This is a genomic window from Pseudomonas veronii (assembly GCF_002028325.1).
GTDB lineage: Bacteria > Pseudomonadota > Gammaproteobacteria > Pseudomonadales > Pseudomonadaceae > Aquipseudomonas > Aquipseudomonas veronii.
Map to the genome: position 1 here is coordinate 5,553,120 of NZ_CP018420.1, position 26,584 is coordinate 5,579,703.

Below are 26,584 nucleotides of genomic sequence, written 5' to 3' on the forward strand. Positions count from 1 at the left end.
TTCAAGCTTCAGCGACGCTTTTTTTCGGCCAGACCTCAGCATGAGCCAAGGAAACCAGGGCCTCGCGCACTTGTGTCGGCGTGTTGCAAGACTCGGCGAACGGCAACCAGTGCAGCGCATGCCCTATGCGCAGGTGCATGCCTTCGCTGTCGATCCCGGCCAGTTGCGCCGGCTCGTGGGTGGGCAAACCGGCCAACTCGACGTAATGGGCGATGGCCTTGGAGTGGTCGGCGTTCATGTGCTCGACCATGCTGCGCTCGGCCGGGCCGGCGAACGGGTTGGCCAGGGTCAACCGGTCAAGCCAGTGAATCGCGCCAAAGCCGCCGATATAGCGGTGACGTACCGGCTTGAGTACCCAGAAGTCAAAGTCGTGGGCCTGGTGATAATTGGCCGATTCGGGGAAGTAGCGGTAGTAGCGTTCGGCGGCCGCTTCAATCGCGGCGGCGTCGTGCAATTGCTCGGCTTCGGCCAGGTAGGTCAGGCGCCCCACTGCCTGCACGTCATCCGCTTCACGCTCGCCGACCAGCAGCGAGCACTTGGGGTCTTTCTGCAGGTTATGGGTGTGTTGGGCAATTCGGCTGATCAGGATCAGCGGCCGGCCTTGCTCGTCCAGGCAATACGGCACGACCGAACCGAAGGGAAAGCCAGGCATGGCTTTGGACAATGTGGAGAGGGCTCCACGGTATTCCTTGAGCAGCAGCTCTCGGGCGTTCTTGGCAACGTGCGCGCTCAACGTATGACTCCTCGGGAATTCAGTCGCCCATAGCGTATGGGAATGGATCTCAAGCCAAGGTAATCAATATCCGCGCAGGTTGCCAGCGGGCACGAAGCGGATTACCAGGCCACGCCAAACCCTGCGGTGTAGCGGGTCTTGCTCAAGCTGCTTTCCGAGTCGCCGCTGATCACGTCACGCTCGGCCTTGAGATTGAGCGACGCCCACTCGGTGACCTTGTAGCGCAGGCCCATTTCCGCATCGAGGGCATACTCGGCCGGCCCGCCGATAGGCTTGCCCAACTCGCCGGAGGTGAAGAATTCAACTGTCTTACCGATCAGGTAGCGGTTGTAGTCCCACTTCATGGCCAGGGAATAGAAGTTGTCCTTGCCGCCATCGAAATATTCGTAATCGGTGCGGTTGACCAACGAACCCAGGGAGAACGCGCCGAGCTCATCGTCCCAGAATTGGTAGCCCGGGCCGGTGCCGACAGTGCGTTGGCGGGACAGGTCTTCGACCCTGTCGCGCTTGTAGGTCAAGCGGCCCTGCCAGAACCAGTGCTCGGTGATGAAGCGGTCGAGGTCGTATTCCAGGGACCAGTTGTCGGTGGTGGTGACGTCGTCCTGGAACTCGCGGTTGTACTCGCCCTGCCCGGTGTGGCGCCATTGGCCGTGGCGGGCGGAGGTTTTGAAGTCGATGTCGTAGTCGTTGGTGTCTTTCTCGGCGCGCCTGTAGTCCAGCGCCATGTCGACATTGCCTTTCCACACCAGGTCTTCGATCACCGGCTTGGGCTTGATGATCTGCTGGATGCTGGCCAGTTCCACGGTCTTGGGCGCCTCGCCATTGGCCAGCACCACTTTGCCATCAGCCGCAGCCTGCAAGGATTTGGCTTTCTCACCGGTGTAGGCATCCTGCTTGACCAACAACTCCTGATCGCTCTCCAGGGTTTTCACCTGTTTCCAATCCACCGGGATAGCCCCCGCATAGTCGGTCTGGATCAGCAGCTTGCCACCGTCGAAGAGCTTGATCTTGCCGGACAGGCGGTCACCGTTCTTTAACCAGACGGTGTCGGCGAGCAAGGGGGTGGAGGCGCTGAAAACAGCAAGGCACAGCAGGGTTCTGGACAACATAAGCAGATAAGGGGCTCAGGATTGGCGAAATAGGGGCGTTATCGTGTTAGATAGCTAGGACTGACTCAATGAATTGTGTTGAGTTCAGTTCTCATCTGCATATTTACAGACGTTTCTTACAAGAAACCGACGATCTGAACGGATATATCCACCGTGAAGCAACCCGCCGAAGCCCCGCAAAGCCCTGCCGAGATGCGCCGCACCGCGCTGTACCTGACGCTGGCGCAAATCCCTGAAGGTTGCGTGGTGAGTTACGGCGAACTGGCCCACCTCGCCGGGCTGGGGCGTGCGGCGCGTTGGGTCGGGCGCACCCTGAGCCAACTGCCCGACGATACCCGCTTGCCCTGGCACCGCGTGCTGGGTGCCGGCGGTCGGATAAGCCTGCCGGCGGGCAGCGCCTCAGGCGACGAACAACGTGCGCGTTTACGCAACGAAGGTGTCGCTATCCTGAACAATCGCGTGGATATTCAGCGTCATGGCTGGCGCCCGGTAGAGCACAGCGGTTAGAGTGCGCGCTTTGTTTCCGTGAATCTGAGGCAGACTCCAGCCCATGCCCCGTAAAACCTGGCGCGCCGCGCTCGCCGCCTATGCCAGCCCCTCGACGTTAGTGCTGTTGTTGCTCGGCTTTGCCGCCGGCTTGCCTTACATGTTGGTGTTCTCGACGCTTTCGGTATGGTTGCGTGAGGCCGGTGTGGCCCGCGAGACCATCGGCTATGCGAGCCTGATCGGTTTGGCGTATGCCTTCAAATGGGTGTGGTCGCCATTGCTCGACCAATGGCGGCTGCCGCTGCTGGGCAAACTCGGACGTCGTCGCTCCTGGCTGGTACTGGCCCAATCGCTGGTGATCCTCGGATTGATCGGCATGGGCTTCTGCGACCCGCAGAAACACTTGTCCTGGCTGATCGCTATTGCGGTGATCGTCGCCTTCGCTTCGGCTACCCAGGATATTGCAGTCGATGCCTATCGCCTGGAAATCGCCGATGACAGCCGCCAGGCTGCCCTGGCCGCCAGCTATATGTCCGGTTACCGCATCGCCGCCCTGCTCGCCACGGCCGGCGCGCTGTTTTTTGCCGAAGGTTTCGGCTCTACCGGTTTCAACTATAAACACTCGGCGTGGACCGGCACCTATGTGCTGTTCGGCGTGCTGATGATTCCGGCGCTGCTGACCACCCTGTTCATGCGCGAGCCCAATGTGCCACTGCGCACCCAGTTGCAGGCTGGACGCTACAGTTTCGTGCATCAGTTGGTGTCGGTGTTTGTGCTGATCGTGCTGTTGGTGTCGGTGCCGGCGACGTTCACCCAGTTGTACAACACCGATTTCGCCAGCGTGCTGTTCCACGGTGTCAGCCTGTGGGAACTGTTAATGGAAGACCGCGCCTTCCTGCGCGCCATCCTCTACATCACCCTGACAACATTGTGCTTGTCGGCCATGGGCCGCCGAGGCCTGGCGCCGGTGCTGACGCCGGTCAACGACTTCATCCTGCGCTATCGCTGGCAGGCGCTGCTGCTGCTTGGGCTGATCGCCACCTATCGCATGTCCGATACCGTGATGGGCGTGATGGCCAACGTGTTCTATATCGACCAGGGCTTTACCAAGGACCAGATTGCCGGGGTCAGCAAGATCTTCGGCCTGATCATGACCCTGGTCGGCGCCGGCATGGGGGGCCTGTTGATTGTGCGCTTCGGCATCCTCCCGATCCTGTTCATCGGCGGCATCGCCTCGGCCGGCACCAACCTGCTGTTCGTGATGCTCGCCGACATTGGCCCGGACCTGCAGATGCTGATCTTCACCATCTCCCTGGACAACTTCAGCTCAGGCCTTGCCACCTCGGCGTTTGTCGCCTACCTGTCGAGCCTGACCAACCTCAAGTTCTCCGCCACCCAATACGCGCTGCTGAGTTCGATCATGCTGTTGCTGCCGCGCCTGATCGGCGGGTATTCGGGGGTGATGGTGGAGAAGTTCGGTTATCACAACTTCTTCCTGATCACCTGCATGCTGGGTGTGCCGACCTTGCTGCTGATTGCGCTGCATTGGTTCCAGGAAAGCCGACGGATTCGCTTGAATCCACCGGCAGAAGACTGACAGAGCCTCCCCTTGTAGCTGTAGCGAGCTTGCTCGCGAAGAAGTCACAGACACCGCGTTTATCCCGGTTTCCCGCGTCATCGTTGACGATCTTCGCGAGCAAGCTCGCTCCTACAAACAGCTCTGCGTCCTGATGCCTGTACGGCGGCAGTTTGCGCCCGTACAATCCCAAGTCACTTCAAGTCCAAGCAACCGACAACGGCCTACCATGCGTACCAGTCAATATTTGCTCGCCACACTGAAAGAAACGCCTTCCGACGCGGTTGTGATCAGCCATCAGCTGATGCTGCGCGCCGGTATGATCCGCAAGCTGGCTTCTGGCCTGTACACCTGGCTGCCCATGGGCCTGAAGGTGATGCGCAAGGTCGAAGCCATCGTTCGCGAAGAAATGAACGCTGCCGGTTCTCTGGAAGTGTTGATGCCGAGCACCCAACCGGCCGAGCTGTGGCAGGAATCCGGGCGCTGGGAAGAGTACGGCCCTGAATTGCTGCGCTTCAAGGACCGTCATGGCCGCGACTTCTGCGCTGGCCCGACCCATGAAGAAGTGATCACCGACCTGATGCGCAACGAGTTGAGCAGCTATAAACAGCTGCCCCTCAACCTGTATCAGATCCAGACCAAGTTCCGTGATGAGATCCGCCCACGCTTCGGCTTGATGCGCGGCCGCGAGTTCATCATGAAGGACGCGTATTCGTTCCACGCCGACCAAGCGTCCTTGCAGGTCACCTATGACCGCATGCACACTGCCTACTGCAACGTGTTCACGCGCCTGGGCCTGAAATTCCGCCCGGTTGAAGCGGACAACGGCTCCATCGGCGGCGCCGGCTCCCACGAGTTCCACGTACTGGCCGAGTCCGGCGAAGACGATATCGTGTTCAGCAACGGTTCCGACTACGCGGCGAACATCGAGAAAGCCGAAGCCGTGCCACGGGAAACCGCCCGTCCAGCCCCGGCTGAAGAACTGCGCCTGGTGGACACCCCGGACACCAAGACCATCGCGGCCCTGGTGGAAAAATTCAATCTGCCGATTGAAAAGACCATCAAGACCCTGATCGTTCACGCCGAGGAAGCCGGCAAGCTGATCGCCCTGGTGATCCGTGGCGACCACGAGCTCAACGAAATCAAGGCCGCCCAGCAACCGGGCGTGGCCAGCCCGCTGGTCATGGCCTCCGATGCCGAACTGCGCGACGCCATTGGCGCCGGTGCCGGCTCCCTGGGCCCGTTGAACCTGCCGCTGCCGATCATCATCGACCGCTCGGTCGAGCTGATGAGCGACTTCGGTATCGGCGCGAACATCGACGACAAGCACTACTTCGGCGTGAACTGGGAACGCGACTTGCCGGTGCCGACCGTGGCCGACCTGCGTAACGTGGTCGCCGGCGACCCGAGCCCGGATGGCAAGGGCACCCTGGAAATCAAGCGTGGCATTGAAGTCGGGCACATCTTCCAGCTGGGCAACAAGTACAGCAAGGCGATGAAGTGCGAAGTGCTGGGCGAAAACGGCAAGCCGATCACCCTCGAAATGGGTTGCTACGGCATTGGCGTATCGCGCGTGGTTGCCGCTGCCATCGAGCAGAACAACGACGAGAAAGGCATTATCTGGAGTGACGCCCTGGCGCCGTTCCAGGTGGCCCTGGTGCCGCTGCGCTATGAAACCGAGCAAGTCCGTGAAGCCACCGACAAACTGTATGCCGAACTGACGGCCGCCGGTTTCGAAGTGTTGCTGGACGACCGCGACAAGAAAACCAGCCCAGGCATCAAGTTCGCCGACATGGAGCTGATTGGCATCCCGCACCGGATCGTGGTCAGTGACCGTGGCCTGGCCGATGGCAATCTGGAATACAAGAGCCGGACCGAAGCCGAAGCCCAACCGTTGCCGGTGGCTGACGTGCTGTCTTTCCTTCAGGCGCGTATTCGTCGCTGAAAACCAGATCAAGAGAAGTCATGTTCAAGCGAAACACCAGAGCCCTGGGGGGCGCCGCCTTGTGCGGCGCCCTGCTGGTCAGCGGCTGCGCCAACCAGATGTCGCAACGCAGTGAGCACGAGGAGCGGGTCGAGCGTAAGTTGCTCGACCACAGCCTGCAGATCGATGTAGGCGAACCCAAAGTGCTGGAGCTGCCGCAACGCCGGGTTCGCATTCACGAGCAGAAGACCTTCGAGGTCACCGAATTCGAAGTCACCCGTCGTTACGACCGCTACACCCCCTACCAACCCTGGCGCAAACTCTATGAGATGCCGCTGGGCGCGGTCGCTTTGGTGGCCGGCGCGGGCGCCAACGTGGCGAATATCTTCGCCCTCGGCAACCTGCCGACTAGCATGACCCACGATTGGCTGAGCTACGGCATCGACGGCATCAACCCGTTCATGAACGTGCAATCCCACGGGCGTGCACAACAGAACCTGGCGGGTATCGATGAAGTCCAGCGCGACAAGCGCGTGGAGTATTCGAGCCTGCCCTGGAGCGAACGCCCGGTGCAGGTCACCGCCGGCAGGCAAGTGTATGAAATGACCACCGACCGCAACGGCGTACTGCGCCTGAACCTGTTGGACAGCCCGTTTGCCGAGCAGGATCTGAACCGCATCAGCACCTTGAAGATCAGCGTGGAAGATGGCCAGGACGACGTACATTCGGACTCGACCCTGGCGGTGAGCCACACACTGCGCGGCAAGTTGCTCGAAGCCCACGGCCTGATCTACGACGACCTGGAAGACGACGAAGTCAGCCAGTGGGTCCACCGGGTCAAGCGCCTGTCGGAGCTGGGCCTGGAGGAAGAAGCCAGCGAACTGGAGCAGAGCCTGATCGAACTGACCCACAATGATCCGGAGTTGCAGCAGGAATTCCTGCAAGCGCTGACCAAGGACGCGGGGCGACTCGTCGCAGATCCTGGCGCACGCTGAGCCCTCAGGAGCACTAAAGGACTAATGTGGGAGGGGGCTTGCCCCCGATAGCGGTGACACATTCAACACCTTAGTTGACTGACACACCGCTATCGGGAGCAAGTCGAATCGTCGCACCGCCCCTCCCACATTTGGTTTCCGGGCTCTACCAGGAGAGTTCGAGTTGTTCATTGCCACTGCTCAGGTCGAGCAACCGCACCCCAATCCCCAGCAACCGCACCGGCTTGCCACCGCGATTGAACGCCTGGGTCATCAGCTGTTGATAACTCTCCAGGTCCCGCCCTGCCCCCGCCTGCTCCAGGGTCGTCTGGGTAAAGTCATGAAACTTCACCTTCACGAACGGCTTCCCCGCGCGGTAACTGCTGTCGATGCGCGCGATGCGTCCAGCCAGGGTTTCCATCAGTTCAGGCAGTTTCGCCAGGCAACTTGAAAGATCTGGCAGGTCCACATCGTAGGTATTTTCCACACTGATCGATTGCCGACGACTGTCGTTCTGCACCTCGCGCTCATCTATCCCACGCGCCAGGTTCCACAGTCGCTCGCCAAAACTGCCGAATTCGCGCACCAGCGCCAGCTTGTTCCATTCGCGCAACTGCAGGCAGTCTTCGATCCCCAGGCGCGCCAGCTTGTCGGCGGTCACCTTGCCCACGCCATGCAGCTTTTTCACCGGCAATATCGACACAAAGTCTTCGACCTGGTCCGGGGTGATCACAAACAGGCCGTTGGGTTTCTTCCAATCACTGGCGATCTTGGCCAGAAACTTGTTGGGCGCCACACCGGCGGACACGGTGATATGCAACTGATTGGAGACCCGGCGGCGGATGTCCTGGGCAATTCGCGTGGCGCTGCCGCCAAAATGCGGGCTGTCGGAAACATCCAGGTAAGCCTCATCCAGGGAAAGCGGCTCGATCAGGTCGGTATAGTCGCGAAAGATGCCGTGGATTTCCTTCGACGCTTCCTTATAGGCATCCATACGCGGCTTGACGATGGTCAGGTCGGGGCAGAGCTTCAAGGCATGGCGTGATGACATCGCCGAACGCACCCCATAGGCCCGCGCTTCGTAGTTGCAGGTTGCGATCACCCCGCGCCGATCCGCCGAGCCGCCGACGGCCAGCGGTTTTTGCGCCAGGCTCGGGTCATCGCGCATCTCGATGGCGGCGTAGAAGCAATCACAGTCGACGTGGATGATTTTGCGCTGCGTCATATATAAGAAGGGGAGCAATCCAACGGATGGGCAGTATCGCACTCACCCCTGTATATAGCACCAGTAGTTTGAATCTTCCGCTTGAGCGGTAGGAAATTTCTCAGATGAATTTATTTTCTCAATCGAATTTAACCTGCCAATAGAGCTGAAACCCTCGGCCAGACTGGCCCCGAAGGCTCAACCTGGCTGTGATGGAGAGCTAACCGATTGAAGCACAAGCGCTTTTCTTCGATTCATAGGTTGACACCCCTGCGTTGCGCTGTAGAATGCCGACACACAGACGCGGGATGGAGCAGTCTGGTAGCTCGTCGGGCTCATAACCCGAAGGTCGTCGGTTCAAATCCGGCTCCCGCAACCAGTTTTAAGTACACGTCAAACACCGCCACGACCTCACCGTCGCGGCGGTGTTTTCGTTTGTGCTGATTTTAATGACTGAGACTGAGGGCGATGGCCGCGCCCGGTTTCGGCTCGATTGCTTGATAAAAATCAACGTTATGTGCAGCCCTTGGTTGGTAACGTTTACCCGGATGGGCAAGCATCGGAATTCACCTGCCGCAACGGATGAAATAACGCGCCCGCGTTTGCGTCTCGCGGCCTGACAGGTGCTGGTGTACGCCTCAATCGATCTTCACGCCTCCCCACTCAAGGATCGGATCATGACGGCCATCCCGAGTAACGATGCAAAGTGGTCTTGGCGGCGTGTCACAAGGATTGTTCTGATCCTTGTCATCGTCTTGGCAGCCGGCGCCGGTGGCGCCTGGTACTGGTGGCAAAGCCAGCAAGGCAAGTTGCCCGAGGGCATTGTCTCCGGGAACGGCCGCATCGAATCCGACCAAATCGACATCGCCGCGAAGTTGGCCGGACGCGTGCGCGAGGTGCTGGCCCGGGAAGGTGACCTCGTCACCGAAGGCCAGGTGCTCGCCCGCCTCGATACCACGGAGTTGCAAGCGCAACGCGCCAAATATGCCGCCGACGTGGCTTCCGAGGAGGCCTCGATGCTCGAGGCAAAGGCGACCGTCGTGCAACGGCAGGCAGAACTGACCCTCAAGGAAGCAAAGCTGCGCCGCGCCCTCAAGCTGATCGTCACCGGGGCGATCAGTGAGGACAACCGCGATGAGGCGCAGGGCGAACGCGATTCTGCGCGCGCCGTTCTCGACGCCGCGCAGCGGACCGTAACCGCGCGCGAGCGTTCGGTGGTGGCCGCACAAGCCCTGGTTAATCAGACCGACGCCCAGATCGCCGACACCATTCTTGTGGCGCCCGTGCAGGGGCGTGTTCTGTATCGTCTCGTCAACCCCGGGGAAGTCGTTTCGGCGGGCGGAAAGGTGCTGACGATCATCGACCTGTCCGAAATCTACATGGAGATTTATCTCCCCTCCGAACAGGCCATGCGCGTAACGATCGGGTCGGCCGCACGAATTGTGTTCGACGGTGCCGACTTCGCCGTGCCGGCCAAAGTGAGTTTCGTGTCGCCGGACGCGCAGTTCACGCCCAAGCAGGTCGAGACGCGCAGCGAACGCGACAAGCTTATGTTCCGGGTCAAGCTGCGCATCCCGCCGAGCCTCATCGCGCGCCACCTCAACCAAGTGAAAACGGGCACCCGCGGCATCGGCTATGTGCGCCTCGATCCGAACCCGCCCAATTGGCCGGACACCCTGCAAAAGCGCATTCAGGCCGATCCTGTCGACGCTGAGGATTGATAATGGAGACTCGCGCAGCGCTGATTGCCGAGGTTTCCAACGCGAGCCATGTCTATGGCAAGGTTCTAGCGCTCGACAATGTCTCGCTCGCACTGCCGAGCGGCCAGATGACGGGCATCATCGGCCCTGACGCCGCCGGCAAGTCCACGCTGCTCGGCCTGATCGCCGGTGCGCGGAAGATGCAGACCGGATCGGTCGAGGTCCTCGGCGGCAGCATGAGCAATGCCCGGCACCGCCGCTCCGTCTGCACACGCATTGCCTATATGCCGCAAGGGCTCGGCAAAAACCTCTATCAGGAAATCAGCGTCCGCGAGAACTTGGCCTTCTTCGCCACCCTCTTCGGCCTGTCCGCATCGGAACGTGACGCACGCACCCGGCGCCTGGCGGCGGCGATAGGCTTACTCGCGTTTCTCGAGCGGCCGGCCGGAAAGCTGTCGGGCGGCATGAAGCAAAAGCTCGGCCTGTGCTGCGCGCTCATTCACGACCCCGACCTGCTCATTCTCGATGAGCCGACGACCGGCGTCGATCCGTTGTCGCGTCGACAGTTCTGGGACCTGATCAGCGAACTGCGGCGCGAGCGACCGACGATGAGTGTCGTCATTTCCACCGCCTATATGGACGAGGCCGGCCAATGCGATTGGCTCATCGCAATGGATCACGCCCGCGTGCTTGCCTGCGGCACCGCGGATGAGCTGCGCGAGAAGACCGGCCAACAAGACATCGAAGCGGTGTTTGCCGCCCTACAGCCGGGGCACAAATCGACGGCGCAGCGCTTCGTCATTCCGCCGCGCCAACCAGGCAGCGAGGCGCCGGTCATTGTCGCGAGGAATCTGACACGTCGTTTCGGCAGTTTCACCGCGGTCGATAACGTCAGCTTCGCCATCGAGCGCGGAGAAATCTTCGGCTTCCTCGGCTCGAACGGCAGCGGCAAGACCACCACCATGAAGATGCTGACCGGACTGCTGGCGCCAAGCGAGGGAGAGGCCGAGGTCTGCGGCAAACCTGTCGATGCCAACGACCTGTCGGTCCGCCAGCGCGTCGGCTTCATGTCGCAATCGTTCTCGCTCTATGGCGAACTCACCGTGCGGCAAAACCTGCGTCTTCATGCGCGCCTTTTTCATCTGGCCGCGGACCACGCTAACGCGCGTATCGCCCAGCTCATGGTCGATGTCGGCCTTGTCGACTATGCCGACACCGAAGCGAACTCGCTGCCGCTCGGCGTGCGACAGCGCCTCTCGCTGGCCGTGGGGATCGTTCACGACCCCGAGTTGCTGATCCTTGACGAGCCGACCTCGGGCGTCGATCCGCTGGCACGCGATGAATTCTGGCGCTTGCTCGGCGATCTCTCGCGAACCCGCAATGTCACGATCTTCGTCTCCACGCATTTCATGAGCGAAGCCATGCGCTGCGACCGCATCTCATTGATGCACGCCGGTCGCGTCCTCGTCTGCGACACGCCGCAAAACGTCATTACCGCCAAGGGCAGCGCGAATCTCGAAGAGGCGTTCATCGCCTATATCGAGGATGCCGAGCCCGCTGCGCCCGCGCCCTCCGTGGCGGATGCCGAGGCGCAGACCCAGCGCGATGCAGCGGCGTTGTCGCCCAGCCGCTCGACCTTCATGCCGCTGCGCCGCCTCCTGGCCTTTACCAAGTGCGAGACGTTGTCGCTTATGCGCGATCCGGTACGGCTCGCCTTCGCCTTCCTCGGCTCCTTCATCATGCTGTTGATCTTCGGCTTCGGCGTCTCCAGCGATGTGACCAACCTCACCTATGCGGCGTTCGACCACGACGACACGCCGGAGAGCAGAGCCTATCTCGCCAACTACTCGAGCTCCCGATATTTCACCGAAAAGACGCCGATCCACAGCGTCGACGAAATGCAAAGGCGCCTGAAGTCGAACGACATCACGCTGGCCATCGAAATCCCACCTGGCTTCGGGCGCCTGGTAAAGCGCGACTCGGATTGGCAGGTATCGGCCTGGATCGACGGCGCCAACACCTCGCGCGCCGCCACCATCGAGGGTTACGTCGAGTCGGCGCACAACCTCTTCGCCGAAGAGAGAAAGCGCCAGTCCAGCGACGTAGCGAGCAAGAAACCGACGACCAGCATCGTGATCCGCAACCGTTACAACCCGACGGCCGAGAGCATTTATGCGATCGGGCCGGCCGTGCCGGCGATGCTGCTCATGATGTTTCTCGCCATTCTCACAGCCGTCAGCGTTGCCCGTGAAAAGGAGATCGGCACGATCACGAACTTCTACGCCACGCCCACGACGCGCCTGGAGTTCCTGATCGGCAAACAACTGCCCTACATTGGCGTCGGCATGATCAATTTCTTCATCATGACCGTGACCGTGCGGTTCCTCTTCGATGTTCCGCTCAAGGGCGACGGCCTTACGCTGACCCTGGGCGCGCTGTTCTATGTGGCGGCGGCCACCGGCTACGGGCTGTTCATCTCGACGTTCACCTCAAGCCAGGTCGCAGCGGTGTTCGCCGGAGCGGTGCTGTCGATGCTGCCGACCATGCAGTTCTCCGGCATGATGCAGCCCGTCTCGACGCTGGAGGGCGGCGCGCGCCTCATGGGGTACCTCTGGCCGACGAGCTATTACATGCACATGAGTGTCGGTGCGTTCACCAAGGGGCTTGGCTTCACCGACATGGTGACCGACCTGCTCGCGCTGAGCCTGTTTTGCCCGGCCTTCTTATTGCTGTCCGCGCTGCTCCTGCGCAAACAGGAGAAATAAGATGCAGAGTCTCTCCAACATTTTCTGGCTCGGCGTCAAAGATCTGCGCACCCTCTCGAAGGACCTGATGATGATCCTCTTCATCATCTATTCCTTCGGCCTCAGCATTTATATGCAGTCGACCGGAGCCGGCGAGACCGTCAACAATGCCTCCGTGGCGATCGTCGACGAGGACCACTCCAGCCTGTCGCGATCGATTGCCGGACTGTTCTATCCGCCGTACTTCCAGGCAGCCAAGATGATCAGCGCCGCCGACATCGATCGCGGCATGGACAACGGCCTTTACACCCTCGTCATCGTGATTCCTCCGCACTTTGAAGCGGATGTGCGAAAGGGCCGCGATATCGAAGTCCAGGTCAACGCAGACGCCACCGCGGTCCAGCAGGCGTCCCTGGGGTCGGGCTATATCCAGAACATGGTGACCGACGAAGTCACGCGCTACCGACAGGAGGCGCAGCAAACCACCGGGCTGCCCTCCGATCTCGTCGTGCGCCGCGCCTTCAATGCCAACGGCACACAATCCTGGTTCCGCGCGATCGTCGGCCTTGCCGATCAGTTGTCGATGCTGATCATTATCCTGACCGGCGCGGCGCTCTTGCGCGAGCGCGAGCACGGCACGATCGAGCACTTGTTGGTGATGCCGTTGACGGCCTTCGAGATAGCGCTCGCCAAAGTGTGGTCGAGCGGGCTGGTGATCTTCATCGGCTTCATCTGTTCCCTGTTGTTCGTGGTCGAGGGCCTTCTCGACGTTCCGATTGCCGGCTCGCGCGGTGTGCTGCTGCTCGGCACCCTCATCTATATCTTCGCCACGGCAGCGATCGGCATCTTCCTTGGCACCCTCGCCCGCACCATGGCGCAATTTGCCCTGCTGATGATGATGGCCGTCATGCCGATGATGATGCTGTCGGGCGGCATGTCGCCCATCGAGAGCCAGCCGCAATGGGTCCAGTACGTGACGTGGTTTTTCCCGTCGCGGCACTATGTGAGCTTCATGCAGGCGATCGTGTATCGAGGCGCGGGCCTCGATATCGTGTGGAAAGAGTTCGTGACGGTCCTGGTGATGGGCGTGACATTTATCGCGATGAGTTTGCTGCTGTTCCGCCAGTCTGTTGCGACCTTGCGCTAAGGCTTTTTTGCGCCTGCCCGCGTCAGGCGTGGACGATTGTCCGACAAAAAACCTTGCCCGAGCGCGCACTTAGCGCATTTCGTTGAGATTCAACGGCCAATTTGCACTTATTTGACCCAACGGACCATTAACGGTTGACACTCCGCCGCTGGGCTGTAGAATGCCGGCCACAGACGCGGGATGGAGCAGTCTGGTAGCTCGTCGGGCTCATAACCCGAAGGTCGTCGGTTCAAATCCGGCTCCCGCAACCAAACATCAAAAAAGGCTACTCGAAAGAGTGGCCTTTTTTGTATCTGACAAAAAAGTTCTTCTGAAACAATGACATGGCATCTTTCATGAAACCCTAGACGTTTCGTGGAGTCCATTTCATCGCACGCTATGCTTGATCCTTCTACGACCAATGGCCGCAGTCGCCGCATCCGGTGATCCGCGTTAATATTTGTAATTATTTTGTCCATAGGGATTGGTAACTTGGCTGGATACCCCCATCCTGTCGCGCACAATCCACGAGGTGATTGATGCGCGCCAACTCGTCTGAACCACAAGACCCTGTCACAGCGACACAACCGATCACTCCCACCCGTTTGCGCTGGCTGGATCTGTTAAGCAAGTATCGGCAACCCATCGGGCTGGCCGTGACGCTGTTGCTGTTCGCAATCGCCCTGATCGCCTGCCGACACCTGCTGCTGGAACTGGATCTCTACGCCCTCCACGACTCGATCCTGGAAGTACCCAAACCGGCGTTGCTGGGCGCGTTCGTCGCCGCCATCGCCGGCTTCGTCATTCTATTGGGCTATGAGTTCTCCGGCGCACGCTATGCCGGGGTGAAACTGCCCCGCAAGACCCTCGCCCTCGGCGGCTTTACCGCCTTTGCCATCGGCAACGCCATTGGCCTGTCGATGCTCTCGGGCGGTTCGGTGCGTTACCGTTTATATGCGCGCCATGGCATCGGGGCTTCGGAAGTCGCCCGCATGACTGTGTTCGCCAGCCTCTCCCTGGGCTGCGCCCTGCCGCCGCTGGCGGCCTTGGCCACCTTGAGCAACTTGCCCGCCGCGTCCACTGCCCTGCATGTGTCGCAAGCCTTGCTGGGGGCGATTGCCGGCGTCGTGTTGCTGTTGTCGGCCGCGCTGTGCATCGGGATTTATCGCCGTCGCCTGCCGGAACAGCCCTACACGGACAACCTGCTGGTCAAGGTCGGCCGCCGCACCCTGCGCCTGCCCGGTCGACGCCTGACGTTCCTGCAACTGATCATCACCGCGCTGGACGTCGCCGCTGCCGCCACCGTCCTTTATATGCTGCTGCCGGAAGCGCCACCGTTCGGCCCGTTCCTGCTGGTGTACCTGCTGGCGCTGGCCGCTGGCGTACTCAGCCATGTGCCGGGTGGCGTCGGGGTGTTCGAGGCGATCCTGCTCGCGGCCTTTGCCGACAAGCTCGGCGCCGCGCCATTGGCCGCCGCCCTGCTGCTGTACCGCATGATCTATGTGGTGCTGCCGCTGCTGATCGCCTGTGTGTTCCTGCTGGTCAACGAGGCCCAGCGCCTGTTCCAGACCCAGCAGAGCCTGCGCGTGGCGTCGGGCTTCGCCGCGCCGGTGCTGGCCTTACTGGTTTTTTTGTCCGGCGTGGTCCTGCTGTTTTCTGGCGCCACGCCGGAGATCGACTCACGCCTGGAAAACATCGGCTTCCTGATTCCCCACCGCCTGATTGACGCCTCGCACTTTGGCGCGAGCCTGATCGGCGTGTTGTGTCTGTTGCTGGCCCAAGGCCTGCGTCGACGCTTGTCGGCGGCCTGGATGTTGACCATGGTGCTGCTGCTGACCGGCGCCCTGCTCTCGCTGCTCAAGGGCTTCGACTGGGAAGAAGCCAGCCTGATGACCATGACCGCCGTGCTGCTGGCGATCTTCCGCCGCTCCTTCTACCGCGCCAGCCGGCTGACCGAATTGCCGTTCTCGCCGCTGTACCTGGTAGCCAGCGTGTGCGTGCTGGGGGCTTCGATCTGGCTGCTGCTGTTTGCCTATCAAGACGTCCCGTATAGCCACCAACTGTGGTGGCAGTTCACCCTCGACGCCAACGCCCCGCGCGGCCTGCGCTCGCTGTTGGGGGCCGCGGTGCTGCTGGTGATCGTGTCGCTGACCTGGCTGCTGCGTACCGCGCGCCCGGTGATCCACCTGCCGACAGCCGAAGAACTGGAACGCGCCACCAAGATCCTGATGGCCTCATCGCAACCCGACGGAGGCCTGGCGCTGACCGGCGACAAGGCGCTGCTGTTCCACCCCAACGACGAAGCCTTCCTGATGTATGCCCGTCGCGGGCGCAGCCTGGTAGCCCTGTACGACCCGATCGGCCCGACCCAACCCCGCGCCGAGATGATCTGGCAGTTCCGCGACCTGTGCGACATCCACCATGCGCGCCCGGTGTTCTACCAGGTACGCGCGGAAAACCTGCCGTACTACATGGACATCGGCCTGACCGCGATCAAGCTGGGCGAAGAAGCCCGCGTCGACCTGAAACGCTTTGACCTGGAAGCCAAGGGCAAAGAGATGAAGGATTTGCGCTACACCTGGAACCGTGGCACCCGGGATGGCTTGTCCCTGGAGATCCACGAACCGGGCACGGCGCCGATGGACGAACTCAAGGTTATTTCCGACGCCTGGCTGACCGGCAAGAACGTGCGGGAGAAGGGGTTTTCCCTGGGACGCTTCAGCGACGACTACCTCAAGCACTTTCGCATCGCGATCATTCGCTTCGAAGGGCACCCGGTGGCCTTCGCCAACCTGCTCGAGACCTACAGCCACGACCTGGCCAGCCTCGACCTGATGCGCGCCCACCCCGATGCGCCCAAGCTGACCATGGAATTCATGATGGTCGGCCTGATTCAACACTATAAGAGCCACGGTTATGCTCGCTTCAGCCTCGGCATGGTGCCATTGTCTGGCCTGCAACCGCGTCGTGGCGCGCCGCTGACCCAACGCCTGGGCTCGATGGTGTTCCGCCGTGGCGAGCAACTGTATAACTTCCAAGGTTTGCGCCGCTTCAAAGACAAGTTCCAGCCTGACTGGGAACCCCGTTACATGGCCGTGCCCGCAGGACTTGATCCGCTGGTGGCACTGGCCGATACCGCCGCCCTGATCGCAGGCGGCTTGACTGGATTGGTGAAACGCTGATGATTCGACGCTCCTGGCGGTATGTATTAGCCTTTGTGGTGCTGCTCGCCGTGGTCCTGGGTGGCGGCTATTGGTACTGGAACCGCCCTGCCCCACAGCCGACCCTGGAGCAACTGCCCCAGGCCGATGGCTCGGTGATGACCCGCGTCACCCCGGCCGGCACCCCCAAAGCCCGCGTGGCCGTGGCGGTGATGGCCGACGAGACCCTGACCGACAGCCAACTGATTGCCCTCAGCCAGGGCGGCAAGGCGCAGATCGTGCAGGTGATCCTGCCCAAGGATGACTGCACACTGCAGCAACAGGCACTGCAAGGCGCCCTGAGCCAGCTCAAGGGCCCTGCGACGCTGGTCAGCGGCATCGGCCCTGGCGCCGCCCTCGCCTGGCGCTGGCTGGCCACACAGAATGACGACAAGGCCAATGCCATCTCCGTCGGCTTCGCCCTGGTGCAGGAAGGCTGCAAAGACCCGCTGCCGAAAACCGCCGCCCACGGCAACTGGCTGGTGGCGTGGAACGACAACCCTGACGATGAAAGCGCCAGTTTCGTGCGCGACACCCCCCGCGCCACCACCAGCATCAGCGACTACGACATTCACTACCCACAAGTGCTGAATAACGAACTGCGCAAGCAACTGGTCGGTTCGGACAACGGCGGCCTGGCGATTCCGGTCGTGGAAGTCCCGGCTGGCCAGGCCAAGGACACCGTGACCCTGTTCCTCTCCGGTGACGGCGGCTGGCGTGACCTCGACCGCGACGTGGCCGGTGAAATGGCCAAGATCGGCTACCCGGTCGTGGGCATCGACACCCTGCGCTACTACTGGCAGCACAAGACTCCGGAACAAAGCGCCAAGGACCTCAGCGAGCTGATGCAGCACTATCGGCAGAAATGGGGCACCAAGCGCTTCGTACTGACCGGCTATTCGTTCGGCGCCGACGTGTTGCCGGCCATCTACAACCGCATGCCGGAAAGCGAGCAGCAGCGCGTCGACGCAATCATCCTGCTGGCGTTCGCACGCACCGGCAGCTTTGAAATCGAAGTGGAAGGTTGGCTGGGCAACGCCGGCAAAGAAGCCGCGACCGGCCCGGAAATGGCCAAGCTGCCAGCGGCCAAGGTGGTGTGCATCTACGGTGCCGAAGAGGTCGACGAAAGCGGCTGCACCGACAAGACCGCCGTCGGCGAAGCGATCAAGCTGCCGGGCGGGCACCACTTCGATGAGAACTACCCGGCGCTGGCCAAGCGTTTGGTGGATATCATCGTCAAGCACCAGGCCAAGGCCGAGTAATTCCGCGCTGTACGCAAAACCCAATGTGGGAGGGGGCTTGCCCCCGATAGCGATAGGTCAGTCATACCGCTATCGGGGGCAAGCCCCCTCCCACATTGGGGTTGGAACTAGCGCGGCTCGATATGCGCAATCATCAACTGCACGGTTTCCTGCCCACGGAACTCGTTCACATCCAGCTTGTAGGCCAACTCCACCCAACGCACGGTCGGGTTCGGCCAGACTTCACGGTCAACCCCAAACGCAATGCCATCGAGCTTCACGGAGCCGCATTCGCTCTTGAGCACCACTTTCAGGTGCCGCTCCCCCACCACACGCTGCTCGACCAACTGAAACACCCCGTGAAACAACGGCTCGGGGAAGTGCTGCCCCCAGGGGCCGGCATGCCGTAGCGCGCGCGCCAGCTCCAGGTGAAACTCTTCCACCGCCAGGGTGCCGTCGGACAATAGCCGGCCGGTCAAGTCTTCTTCGCGCAGTTGCCGACGCACTTCGGCATCGAAGGCCTGGGCAAACAACGGGAAATTCGCCTCGGGCAATGTCAGGCCGGCCGCCATGGCGTGACCGCCGTATTTGCTGATCAGGTTGGGATGCTGGCTCGCCACCACCGCCAGCGCATCGCGGATGTGAAAGCCCTGCACCGAGCGGCCTGAGCCCTTGAGCAGGCCATCACCGGCGTCGGCAAAGGCGATGGTCGGACGGAAATAGCGCTCTTTCATGCGCGACGCCAGGATCCCGATCACACCTTGGTGCCACTCCGGGTCGAACAGGCACAAGCCATACGGCATCGACTCCAGCGGCAAGTCCTTGAGCTGGGCCAGGGCCTCGCGCTGCATGCCTTGTTCGATGGATTTGCGGTCCTGGTTCATGCCGTCCAGTTGCGCGGCCATCTCCCGTGCGGCGGCGAAATCCGTGGTGAGCAGGCATTCGATGCCCAGGCTCATATCGTCCAGGCGCCCGGCGGCATTGAGCCGTGGCCCGAGGATAAACCCGAGGTCAGTGGACGTGAGGCGAGCGTGGTCACGCTTGGCCACTTCGAGGATCGCCTTGATCCCCGGCCGCGCGCGACCGGCACGGATACGCTCCAGGCCCTGGTGGACCAGGATGCGGTTATTGGCGTCCAGCGGCACCACGTCGGCGACGCTGCCCAGGGCGACCAGGTCAAGCAACTCGCCAATGTTCGGCTGCTGCGTGTTCTCGTACCAGCCCAGGCTGCGCAAACGGGCGCGCAGGGCCATCAAGACATAAAAGATCACCCCGACCCCGGCCAACGCCTTGCTCGGAAACTCACAGCCGGGCTGGTTCGGGTTGACGATGGCATCCGCCGCCGGCAACTCATCCCCCGGCAAGTGGTGGTCGGTGACCAGCACCTTGAGCCCCGCCGCTTTCGCCGCCGCCACGCCTTCGACGCTGGAGATGCCGTTATCCACGGTGATCAGCAACTGCGGCTCGCGCTGCAGGGCCACGGCGACGATTTCTGGCGTCAGGCCGTAGCCGTATTCGAAACGGTTGGGCACCAGGTAATCGACATGGGCCGCACCGAGCAAGCGCAGGCCCAAGGTGCCCACCGTACTGGCAGTGGCGCCATCGGCGTCGAAATCGCCGACGATCAGGATGCGCTGGCGTTGCTCCAAGGCCGTCACCAGCAGGTCTACCGCGGCGTCGATGCCCTTGAGCTGCTGATAAGGGATCAACCGCGCCAGGCTCTTGTCCAGCTCAGCCTCCGAGCGCACCCCGCGCGCAGCGTAGAGGCGGGTCAACAGCGGTGGCAATTCACCGAGAAACGGCAGGACAGCAGGCAACGGGCGGGGATCGATACGCATGGGACGCTGGGAAATTCTCTGTAGGGGAAATATTAACGGCAAGCTACAAGCGCTAGCTCAACCGCGCTCGCCGATCAGCCATTGCAGTTGCACTTCATGCTGGCCACGATCATCGGTGACGAAGATCGTGCCTTCGCTGATCATCACGTCCCACTTGATCACGCGGGGCATGTCCTTGGCCAGGGTCTCGAGGACTTCCTGCGGCACGGCGGCGATGTGGACGTTCTTCAGGGTTTTCGCCACCGGAATCACCTTGCCTTCCCACACGCGCAGGCTGCCGTAAGCCAGCAGACTGGTACGCTCGGCACGACGCGAGCACCAGGTCAGGCGGTCGGCATCGGGCTGGCCGACTTCGATCCAGTGCAAAACCCGATCATCCAGACTTTTTTCCCACAGGGCTGGCTCGTCTACATCTGACAGTCCACGGCCAAACGACAGCTGCTCGCTGTACCAAAGGGCGTAGGCCAGCAGACGCACGGTCATGCGCTCTTCGGTTTCCGAAGGGTGGCGGGCAATGGTCTGTTTGACGCTCTCGTACACCGAGCGATCGAGGTCGGTGAGGTTGAGTTCGAACTTGTAGGTCGTGGACGGCTGGGCCATGAACGGGCTTCTAGAGACAGGGAAAGGCGGGCAGTCTAACCGATGGTAGGGCTATTCAACGAATCCTGCGCTGCATCATCCTTATCCCTGCGCGACTCGCCTATGTTAAAAGGCATTACACCACTGTGCTGCGTATGAAAGGTTCCTCATGTCGTTTAACGCCAAACCGCTTGCCGGCCTGAAAGTCATCGAACTCGGCACCCTGATCGCCGGCCCGTTCGCTTCACGCATCTGCGCCGAATTCGGCGCCGAAGTGATCAAGGTCGAATCCCCGGACGGCGGCGACCCGCTGCGCAAATGGCGCAAGCTGTACGAAGGCACCTCACTGTGGTGGTTCGTACAGGCACGCAACAAAAAATCACTGACGCTGAACCTCAAGCACCCCGACGGCCTGGCCATCCTCAAGCAGTTGCTGGCGGACGCCGACATCCTGATCGAGAACTTCCGCCCCGGCGTCCTGGAAAAGCTCGGCCTGAGCTGGGACACCCTGCACGCGCTGAACCCCAAGCTGGTGATGGTGCGCCTCTCGGGCTTTGGCCAGACCGGCCCGATGAAAGACCAGCCGGGGTTTGGCGCGGTCGGCGAATCGATGGGCGGGCTGCGTTACATCACCGGCTTTGAAGACCGCCCGCCGGTACGCACCGGGATTTCCATCGGCGACTCCATTGCCGCCCTGTGGGCGGTGATCGGCGCGCTGATGGCGTTGCGTCACCGCGAGGTCAACGGCGGGCTGGGCCAGGTGGTGGATGTGGCACTGTATGAGGCCATCTTCGCCATGATGGAAAGCATGATCCCGGAGTTCGATGTGTTCGGGTTCATCCGCGAACGCACCGGCAACATCATGCCCGGCATCACACCGTCCTCGATCCACACCAGCGCGGACGGCAAGCATGTGCAGATCGGCGCCAACGGCGATGCGATCTTCAAGCGCTTCATGTCCGCCATCGGCCGTGAGGATCTGGCCAACGACCCGCAATTGGCCAGTAATGACGGGCGTGACGAGCGCCGCGACGAGCTGTATGGCGTGATTGATCGCTGGGTCAATTCGCTGCCGCTGGAACAGGTGGTCGAGCAACTCAACAAGGCCGAGGTGCCGGCCAGCCGCATCTATAGCGCCGAAGACATGCTCGGGGACCCGCAATTCCTGGCGCGGGAAATGTTCCTCAAGGCGCAACTGCCCGACGGCAAGGACTTCAAGATGCCAGGCATCGTGCCCAAGCTCTCCGACACCCCTGGCAGTTGCGAGTGGGTGGGACCGCAACTGGGCGAACACAACAGCGTGGTACTCGGTGAGCTGGGCTATGACGCGGCGGCCATCATCCGCTTGCGTGAACAAGGGGCGATCTGATGGCGCGTTCAAGATAATGACTCGCCGCTGGCTATTGCACCTGTGCGCGCCCTTGTTGGGGCTATTGCCGCTACCGACCCAGGCGGCGCAGACCTTGATCTGGCTGGTTCGCGACCTGCCGCCGCTGACGATCTTCGAAGGCCCGCAAAAAGGCCAGGGCGCCATCGACGAATTGTTGCCGATGCTGATGGAGCACCTGCCGGAGTATCAGCACCAGGTCCAGCACGTCAACCGTGCGCGGGGCATGCAGATGCTCCAGGCGCCCTCCCTCACCTGCGACCCTACCCTGCTGTGGACGCCGGAGCGGACCCAATGGATTGTGTATTCCGGCCAGGCGTTTCCCGTGGTGAGCAATGGCGTGGTCGTCCGCCAGCAAAACCGTGAAGTCCTGGCGCCCTTTATCGTGCAAGGCAAGGTCGACCTGGACGCGATGCTACGGGACAAGAGCACACGCCTGGGCATCATCGCCGAGCGCAGCTACGGGCCATTCATCGACGGCATGCTGCAGCAAGGCGACACGCACAATCGAGTGATGCACTACGGCACCGACGCCTTGGGCAGCCTGCTGCAAATGCAGCGCCTGGGACGCCTGGAAGGCGTACTGGGTTACTGGACCGAAATTCGCTATCACGCATTGCGGCAAGGCATCGATCCCGAAGGGCTGGCGTTCTATCCGATTGCCGGCACCGCGCCCTATCAGCACATCCATATCGGTTGTTCGGATACGCCCGAGGGGCGCGAGGTCATGGCGCGTATCAACCAGTTGCTGGGCAACCTGCCGCAGGCGCAGTTGCTGCGTTCCTACGCGTCATGGCTCGACCCGGCCCTGCGCGAGCAATACCTGCTGGACCATTCGCGATTCTATGAAGAAGTGCCCACCCCGTGATAAATCGCGGGCAAAAAGAAACCCCGAAGAGTGGGGAGACACTTCGGGGTTAAACGTGGCCTACAAAGACCAGTACAGCAAGTCACAAACACCGGAGCACAATGTCTGCTCTTGCTGTTACTAAATCTGACCGGCCACGCCGTAGGAAGTTTCCGCGGATAAACAATTCTTCATGCGAGGGCGCTGCTGCGGGTCTGGGCCGCATTGCGCAAGGCAGCGATGACCGAGGGCTCCAGGCGCCCTTCGGCGATTTTCAGATCGCGCAGCAAGCAATCCACGACATCCACCAGGACGCGCTTGTCGGTCAGTTGCGCTCGGTCGACTTCACGCTCGACCACGATGGCACCAGCAGGGTTCTTTACGGTTACCAGGCACTCGCCCTGCACACCAGCGGTGGTCAGCGTAACCTGATAAGGGCTCAGCGCTTCTTCGAGCAATAGGCTGATACTTTCCATTTCGATCACCACTCAATAGTTCGGGAACAATCGTTTCAATGGGGGTTGCCTCTCTCCTAAGTGACTGTTTGTAACGTAGGAAAGTTCGCTTTTTCGTGTTTATGGAGCCGTCAGGGAGTGACTTGATCCAGCATGCGCTTGCAACATGACAACGAAAAAACGGCCGCACATAACTGCTTACGCAATGGGCGGCCGTTTCGGGGTTCGCCCTGCAGCGCGGCCGAGGGTGAACCCTATACTCGGTAAGCGCTGATCACGCTGTCACGCAGCTAGAAGTGCATGTCAAAGGCCCTTATTGCTAAGGATGAACATGATGGTGGAACACAACGAACAACAAGCGTCGATGGAGAAGATGCATGCTGACGTATCTCGCATCTATGCCGAGATTTCACGCATGCATGCCGAGCGAGGCAAGCTCAACGCAGAGTCCTTGAAGATAACCTGTGAGACTTTCTGGTACCCCGTGGGTATCGCCACGGGTTTCTACGCCGCTGTCGGCACCGTGATTGTCGTGGCGCAGAAACTACTCTCATAACGCTCAGCAACCCGGGCCTGCCTGAAACGAAAAACGCCGCTGACCCACGGAAGGGAAAGCGGCGTTTTTGTCTGCGCCAGGGCGCCGGCAGTTTGCCTTACAGCGGCTTACCGCGATTGCCATGCTGGCTGACAAACGCCTGCATCGCCTTCAGGTCATTCGGCAGCACGGTGCAACGCTCTTCACGCTCGAACAGGTCGGACAGATGCTCCGGCAACTCCAGCGCCTTGCCAACGCCGGCCTTCTCCACCGCTTCCGGGAATTTGACCGGGTGCGCGGTGCCGAGGATCACCATCGGGATATCCAGGCTGCGACGGCATTCGCGTGCAGCCCTCACGCCGATCGCGGTGTGCGGGTCGAGCAGTTCGCCGGTCTGGGCATAGACTTCTGCGATGGTTTCGCAGGTCTGCGCATCGTTCACGGCCAGGGAGTCGAACAGCTTGCGGGTTTCGGTCCAGCGCTCTTCATCGACACTGAAACCGCCACCGCTTTTGAAGGTGTCCATCAAGCCGGCAATCGCCGCGCCGTTGCGGCCGTGCATGTCGAACAGCAGGCGTTCGAAGTTCGACGACACCATGATGTCCATCGACGGCGACAAGGTGGCGTGCAGGGTTTCCTTGACGTACTGGTTGCCGCTCATGAAGCGGTGCAGGATGTCGTTGCGGTTGGTGGCGACGATCAACTGATTGATCGGCAGGCCCATGTTGCGCGCCAGGTAGCCGGCGAAGATGTCGCCGAAGTTGCCGGTCGGCACCGAGAACGACACCGAACGCGCCGGCCCGCCCAGCTGCAGCGCGGCGTGGAAGTAGTAGACGATCTGGGCCATGATCCGCGCCCAGTTGATCGAGTTCACCGCAACCAGGCGCGTGCCCTTGAGGAAGCTCTGGTCAGCGAAGCTGTTCTTGACCATTTCCTGGCAGTCGTCGAAGTTGCCTTCGATAGCGATGTTGTGGATGTTTTCACCGAAGATGGTGGTCATCTGCCGACGCTGTACTTCCGACACGCGCTTGTGCGGGTGCAGGATGAAGATGTCGACGTTTTCGCAGTGCTTGCAGCCTTCGATGGCCGCCGAGCCGGTATCACCGGAAGTGGCGCCGATGATCACCACGCGCTCGCCGCGCTTCTCCAGCACGTAATCGAGCAGGCGCCCCAGCAGTTGCAGAGCGAAGTCCTTGAACGCCAGGGTCGGGCCATGGAACAGCTCCAAAACCCACTCATTGCCATTCAGTTGGCGCAGAGGCGCGATGGCGTTGTGGGAAAACACGCCGTAGGTCTCTTCCAGGATCTTTTTGAAATCCGCATCCGGAATGCTGCCGGTGACGAACGGGCGCATCACCCGGAACGCCAGTTCGTGATACGGCAGGCCGGCCCAGGAAGCGATTTCTTCCTGGGTGAAGCGTGGCAGGTTTTCCGGCACGTACAGGCCGCCGTCGGTGGCAAGACCTGCCAACAAAACGTCTTCGAAATTCAGGGCCGGTGCCTGGCCGCGGGTGCTGATGTAACGCATGACTGGCTCCTCTAAAATATTCTCGAACAGGGGCCGCCGATCACACGGGGCCCCTGGAACAAATCGGTTAGTTCAGGTGTTCGACGCGAATCCGTACCACCGGGCCCACTACGCCTTGCAAGGCTTCCAGGGCTTTGATGGCATCGTTGATGTGCTGCTCGAGCACGCGGTGAGTCAGCAGGATCATCGGCACCTGGCCGTTCTGCTCCTCGACTTCCTTCTGCATGATCGACTCGATGTTGATGCCACGTTCCGACAGGATGCTGGCAACCTGGGCCAATACGCCCGGATGATCCTTGGCCTGGATGCGCAGGTAGTAGGCGCTTTCGCACGCCTCGATCGGCAGGATCGGGTGGGCCGACAGCGAATCCGGCTGGAAGGCCAGGTGCGGCACGCGGTTTTCCGGGTCGCTGGTCATGGCGCGAACCACGTCCACCAGGTCGGCGATCACCGACGAAGCGGTCGGCTCCATACCGGCGCCGGCACCGTAGAACAGGGTCGAACCGGCGGCGTCACCGTTGACCATCACGGCGTTCATCACGCCATTGACGTTGGCGATCAGGCGGTCGGCCGGGATCAGCGTTGGGTGTACGCGCAACTCGATACCGGCCGCGGTGCAGCGCGCCACGCCCAGGTGCTTGATGCGATAGCCCAGGGCTTCGGCGTAATTCACGTCGGCAGTGGTCAGCTGGGTGATGCCTTCGGTGTAGGCCTTGTCGAACTGCAGCGGGATGCCAAAGGCAATGGACGCAAGGATGGTCAGTTTGTGCGCCGCGTCGATGCCTTCAACGTCGAAGGTCGGGTCGGCTTCGGCGTAACCCAGAGCCTGGGCTTCGGCCAGCACGTCTTCGAAGGTGCGGCCCTTCTCGCGCATTTCGGTGAGGATGAAGTTACCGGTGCCATTGATGATGCCGGCCACCCAGTTGATGCGGTTGGCGGACAGGCCTTCACGGATCGCCTTGATCACCGGGATACCACCGGCCACCGCGGCTTCGAACGCGACGATCACGCCCTTCTCACGCGCCTTGGCGAAGATCTCGTTGCCGTGGACGGCGATCAGCGCCTTGTTGGCGGTGACCACGTGCTTGCCGTTTTCGATCGCCTTGAGCACCAGCTCGCGGGCAATGGTATAGCCGCCCACCAGCTCGATGACGATATCGATTTCTGGGTTGGTCGCCACGGCGAAGACATCGTTGGTAATCGCAATACCGGTCGTTTCGAACTGAGGCTTTGGCGAACGCGTGGCAATTTGCGCCACTTCAATCCCGCGCCCTGCACGGCGGGAAATTTCTTCAGCATTACGCTGAAGTACGTTGAAGGTGCCGCCACCGACGGTCCCTAACCCACAGATGCCTACTTTGACCGGTTTCACTGAAGAACTCCCCATGAAACGGCCGA

Annotated in this window: 20 protein-coding genes and 2 tRNA genes; 14 read left to right on the top strand and 8 right to left on the bottom strand. The window is 61.3% G+C overall.

All coding sequences use genetic code 11. From position 1 onward, the window contains the following. Position 1: 1 nt before the first annotated feature. Positions 2–733: a HugZ family pyridoxamine 5'-phosphate oxidase gene (locus tag PverR02_RS25390; protein ID WP_079444612.1), complete on the bottom strand. Its 732-nt coding sequence runs from the start codon at positions 731–733 to the stop codon at positions 2–4. A gap of 101 nt (positions 734–834) precedes the next feature. Continuing rightward, complete coding sequence (locus PverR02_RS25395; protein ID WP_079444613.1) at positions 835–1,842, bottom strand: DUF481 domain-containing protein; 1,008 nt, start codon at positions 1,840–1,842, stop codon at positions 835–837. A gap of 192 nt (positions 1,843–2,034) precedes the next feature. On the opposite strand from PverR02_RS25395, the gene PverR02_RS25400 reads away from it, so the two are divergent. The 4 genes from PverR02_RS25400 to PverR02_RS25415 all read left to right on the top strand — a co-directional run bounded on the left by PverR02_RS25400 (position 2,035) and on the right by PverR02_RS25415 (position 6,823). Continuing rightward, positions 2,035–2,349: an MGMT family protein gene (locus tag PverR02_RS25400; protein ID WP_186352037.1), complete on the top strand. Its 315-nt coding sequence runs from the start codon at positions 2,035–2,037 to the stop codon at positions 2,347–2,349. A gap of 43 nt (positions 2,350–2,392) precedes the next feature. Then, the gene (locus PverR02_RS25405) at positions 2,393–3,925 is read left to right on the top strand and encodes an AmpG family muropeptide MFS transporter (protein WP_079444614.1); all 1,533 of its coding nucleotides are present in this window, start codon (positions 2,393–2,395) and stop codon (positions 3,923–3,925) included. 208 nt (positions 3,926–4,133) lie between these two features. Continuing rightward, positions 4,134–5,849 carry a proline--tRNA ligase gene (locus PverR02_RS25410; protein WP_017846118.1) on the top strand — a complete coding sequence of 572 codons (1,716 nt, stop codon included), beginning with the start codon at positions 4,134–4,136 and terminating at the stop codon, positions 5,847–5,849. Between the two features lie 20 nt (positions 5,850–5,869). Further along, the gene (locus PverR02_RS25415; RefSeq protein WP_057004562.1) at positions 5,870–6,823 is read left to right on the top strand and encodes a hypothetical protein; all 954 of its coding nucleotides are present in this window, start codon (positions 5,870–5,872) and stop codon (positions 6,821–6,823) included. 145 nt (positions 6,824–6,968) lie between these two features. Here the strand turns inward: PverR02_RS25415 and dinB are convergent, their stop codons facing one another. Continuing rightward, positions 6,969–8,027 carry a DNA polymerase IV gene (gene dinB / locus PverR02_RS25420; protein WP_079444615.1) on the bottom strand — a complete coding sequence of 353 codons (1,059 nt, stop codon included), beginning with the start codon at positions 8,025–8,027 and terminating at the stop codon, positions 6,969–6,971. Positions 8,028–8,308: 281 nt separating this feature from the next. Between dinB and PverR02_RS25425 the strand changes: the two genes are divergently transcribed. The 7 genes from PverR02_RS25425 to PverR02_RS25455 all read left to right on the top strand — a co-directional run bounded on the left by PverR02_RS25425 (position 8,309) and on the right by PverR02_RS25455 (position 18,038). Then, positions 8,309–8,385: transfer RNA gene (locus PverR02_RS25425), tRNA-Met, on the top strand. A 298-nt stretch (positions 8,386–8,683) separates the two neighbouring features. Further along, positions 8,684–9,727, top strand: coding sequence for an HlyD family secretion protein (locus PverR02_RS25430; protein WP_079444616.1), 1,044 nt, complete (start codon positions 8,684–8,686; stop codon positions 9,725–9,727). Between the two features lie 2 nt (positions 9,728–9,729). Next, positions 9,730–12,471, top strand: a complete 2,742-nt coding sequence (gene rbbA, locus PverR02_RS25435; protein WP_079444617.1) for a ribosome-associated ATPase/putative transporter RbbA — start codon at positions 9,730–9,732, stop codon at positions 12,469–12,471. A gap of 1 nt (position 12,472) precedes the next feature. Then, a complete protein-coding gene (locus tag PverR02_RS25440; protein ID WP_046382207.1) occupies positions 12,473–13,597 on the top strand; it encodes an ABC transporter permease in 1,125 nt (374 codons plus the stop codon). 174 nt (positions 13,598–13,771) lie between these two features. Then, a tRNA-Met gene (locus PverR02_RS25445) sits at positions 13,772–13,848 on the top strand. A gap of 267 nt (positions 13,849–14,115) precedes the next feature. After that, complete coding sequence (gene mprF / locus PverR02_RS25450) at positions 14,116–16,758, top strand: bifunctional lysylphosphatidylglycerol flippase/synthetase MprF (protein ID WP_079444618.1); 2,643 nt, start codon at positions 14,116–14,118, stop codon at positions 16,756–16,758. Beyond that, positions 16,758–18,038: a virulence factor family protein gene (locus tag PverR02_RS25455; protein ID WP_046382205.1), complete on the top strand. Its 1,281-nt coding sequence runs from the start codon at positions 16,758–16,760 to the stop codon at positions 18,036–18,038. Before mprF ends, PverR02_RS25455 begins: the two co-directional genes overlap by 1 nt. A gap of 107 nt (positions 18,039–18,145) precedes the next feature. Here the strand turns inward: PverR02_RS25455 and recJ are convergent, their stop codons facing one another. Both recJ and PverR02_RS25465 read right to left on the bottom strand, forming a co-directional pair. After that, positions 18,146–19,855 (bottom strand): single-stranded-DNA-specific exonuclease RecJ, encoded by a 1,710-nt coding sequence (gene recJ, locus PverR02_RS25460; RefSeq protein WP_046382204.1) that lies wholly within the window; start codon positions 19,853–19,855, stop codon positions 18,146–18,148. Between the two features lie 57 nt (positions 19,856–19,912). Continuing rightward, positions 19,913–20,455 (bottom strand): YaeQ family protein, encoded by a 543-nt coding sequence (locus tag PverR02_RS25465; RefSeq protein ID WP_017846127.1) that lies wholly within the window; start codon positions 20,453–20,455, stop codon positions 19,913–19,915. A gap of 148 nt (positions 20,456–20,603) precedes the next feature. Here PverR02_RS25465 and PverR02_RS25470 point away from each other — a divergent pair, with 148 nt between their 5' ends. Continuing rightward, positions 20,604–21,803: a CaiB/BaiF CoA transferase family protein gene (locus tag PverR02_RS25470; RefSeq protein ID WP_046382203.1), complete on the top strand. Its 1,200-nt coding sequence runs from the start codon at positions 20,604–20,606 to the stop codon at positions 21,801–21,803. A gap of 16 nt (positions 21,804–21,819) precedes the next feature. After that, positions 21,820–22,689 carry a TIGR02285 family protein gene (locus PverR02_RS25475; RefSeq protein ID WP_079444619.1) on the top strand — a complete coding sequence of 290 codons (870 nt, stop codon included), beginning with the start codon at positions 21,820–21,822 and terminating at the stop codon, positions 22,687–22,689. A gap of 170 nt (positions 22,690–22,859) precedes the next feature. Here the strand turns inward: PverR02_RS25475 and PverR02_RS25480 are convergent, their stop codons facing one another. Next, positions 22,860–23,144, bottom strand: coding sequence for a DUF3509 domain-containing protein (locus tag PverR02_RS25480; RefSeq protein WP_017846130.1), 285 nt, complete (start codon positions 23,142–23,144; stop codon positions 22,860–22,862). Between the two features lie 313 nt (positions 23,145–23,457). Here PverR02_RS25480 and PverR02_RS25485 point away from each other — a divergent pair, with 313 nt between their 5' ends. Beyond that, complete coding sequence (locus PverR02_RS25485; protein WP_017846131.1) at positions 23,458–23,679, top strand: hypothetical protein; 222 nt, start codon at positions 23,458–23,460, stop codon at positions 23,677–23,679. Between the two features lie 97 nt (positions 23,680–23,776). Here the strand turns inward: PverR02_RS25485 and thrC are convergent, their stop codons facing one another. Then, the gene (gene thrC, locus PverR02_RS25490) at positions 23,777–25,186 is read right to left on the bottom strand and encodes a threonine synthase (RefSeq protein WP_079444620.1); all 1,410 of its coding nucleotides are present in this window, start codon (positions 25,184–25,186) and stop codon (positions 23,777–23,779) included. A gap of 67 nt (positions 25,187–25,253) precedes the next feature. Then, positions 25,254–26,558 (bottom strand): homoserine dehydrogenase, encoded by a 1,305-nt coding sequence (locus tag PverR02_RS25495; protein ID WP_017846133.1) that lies wholly within the window; start codon positions 26,556–26,558, stop codon positions 25,254–25,256. Between the last annotated feature and the right edge of the window lie 26 nt (positions 26,559–26,584).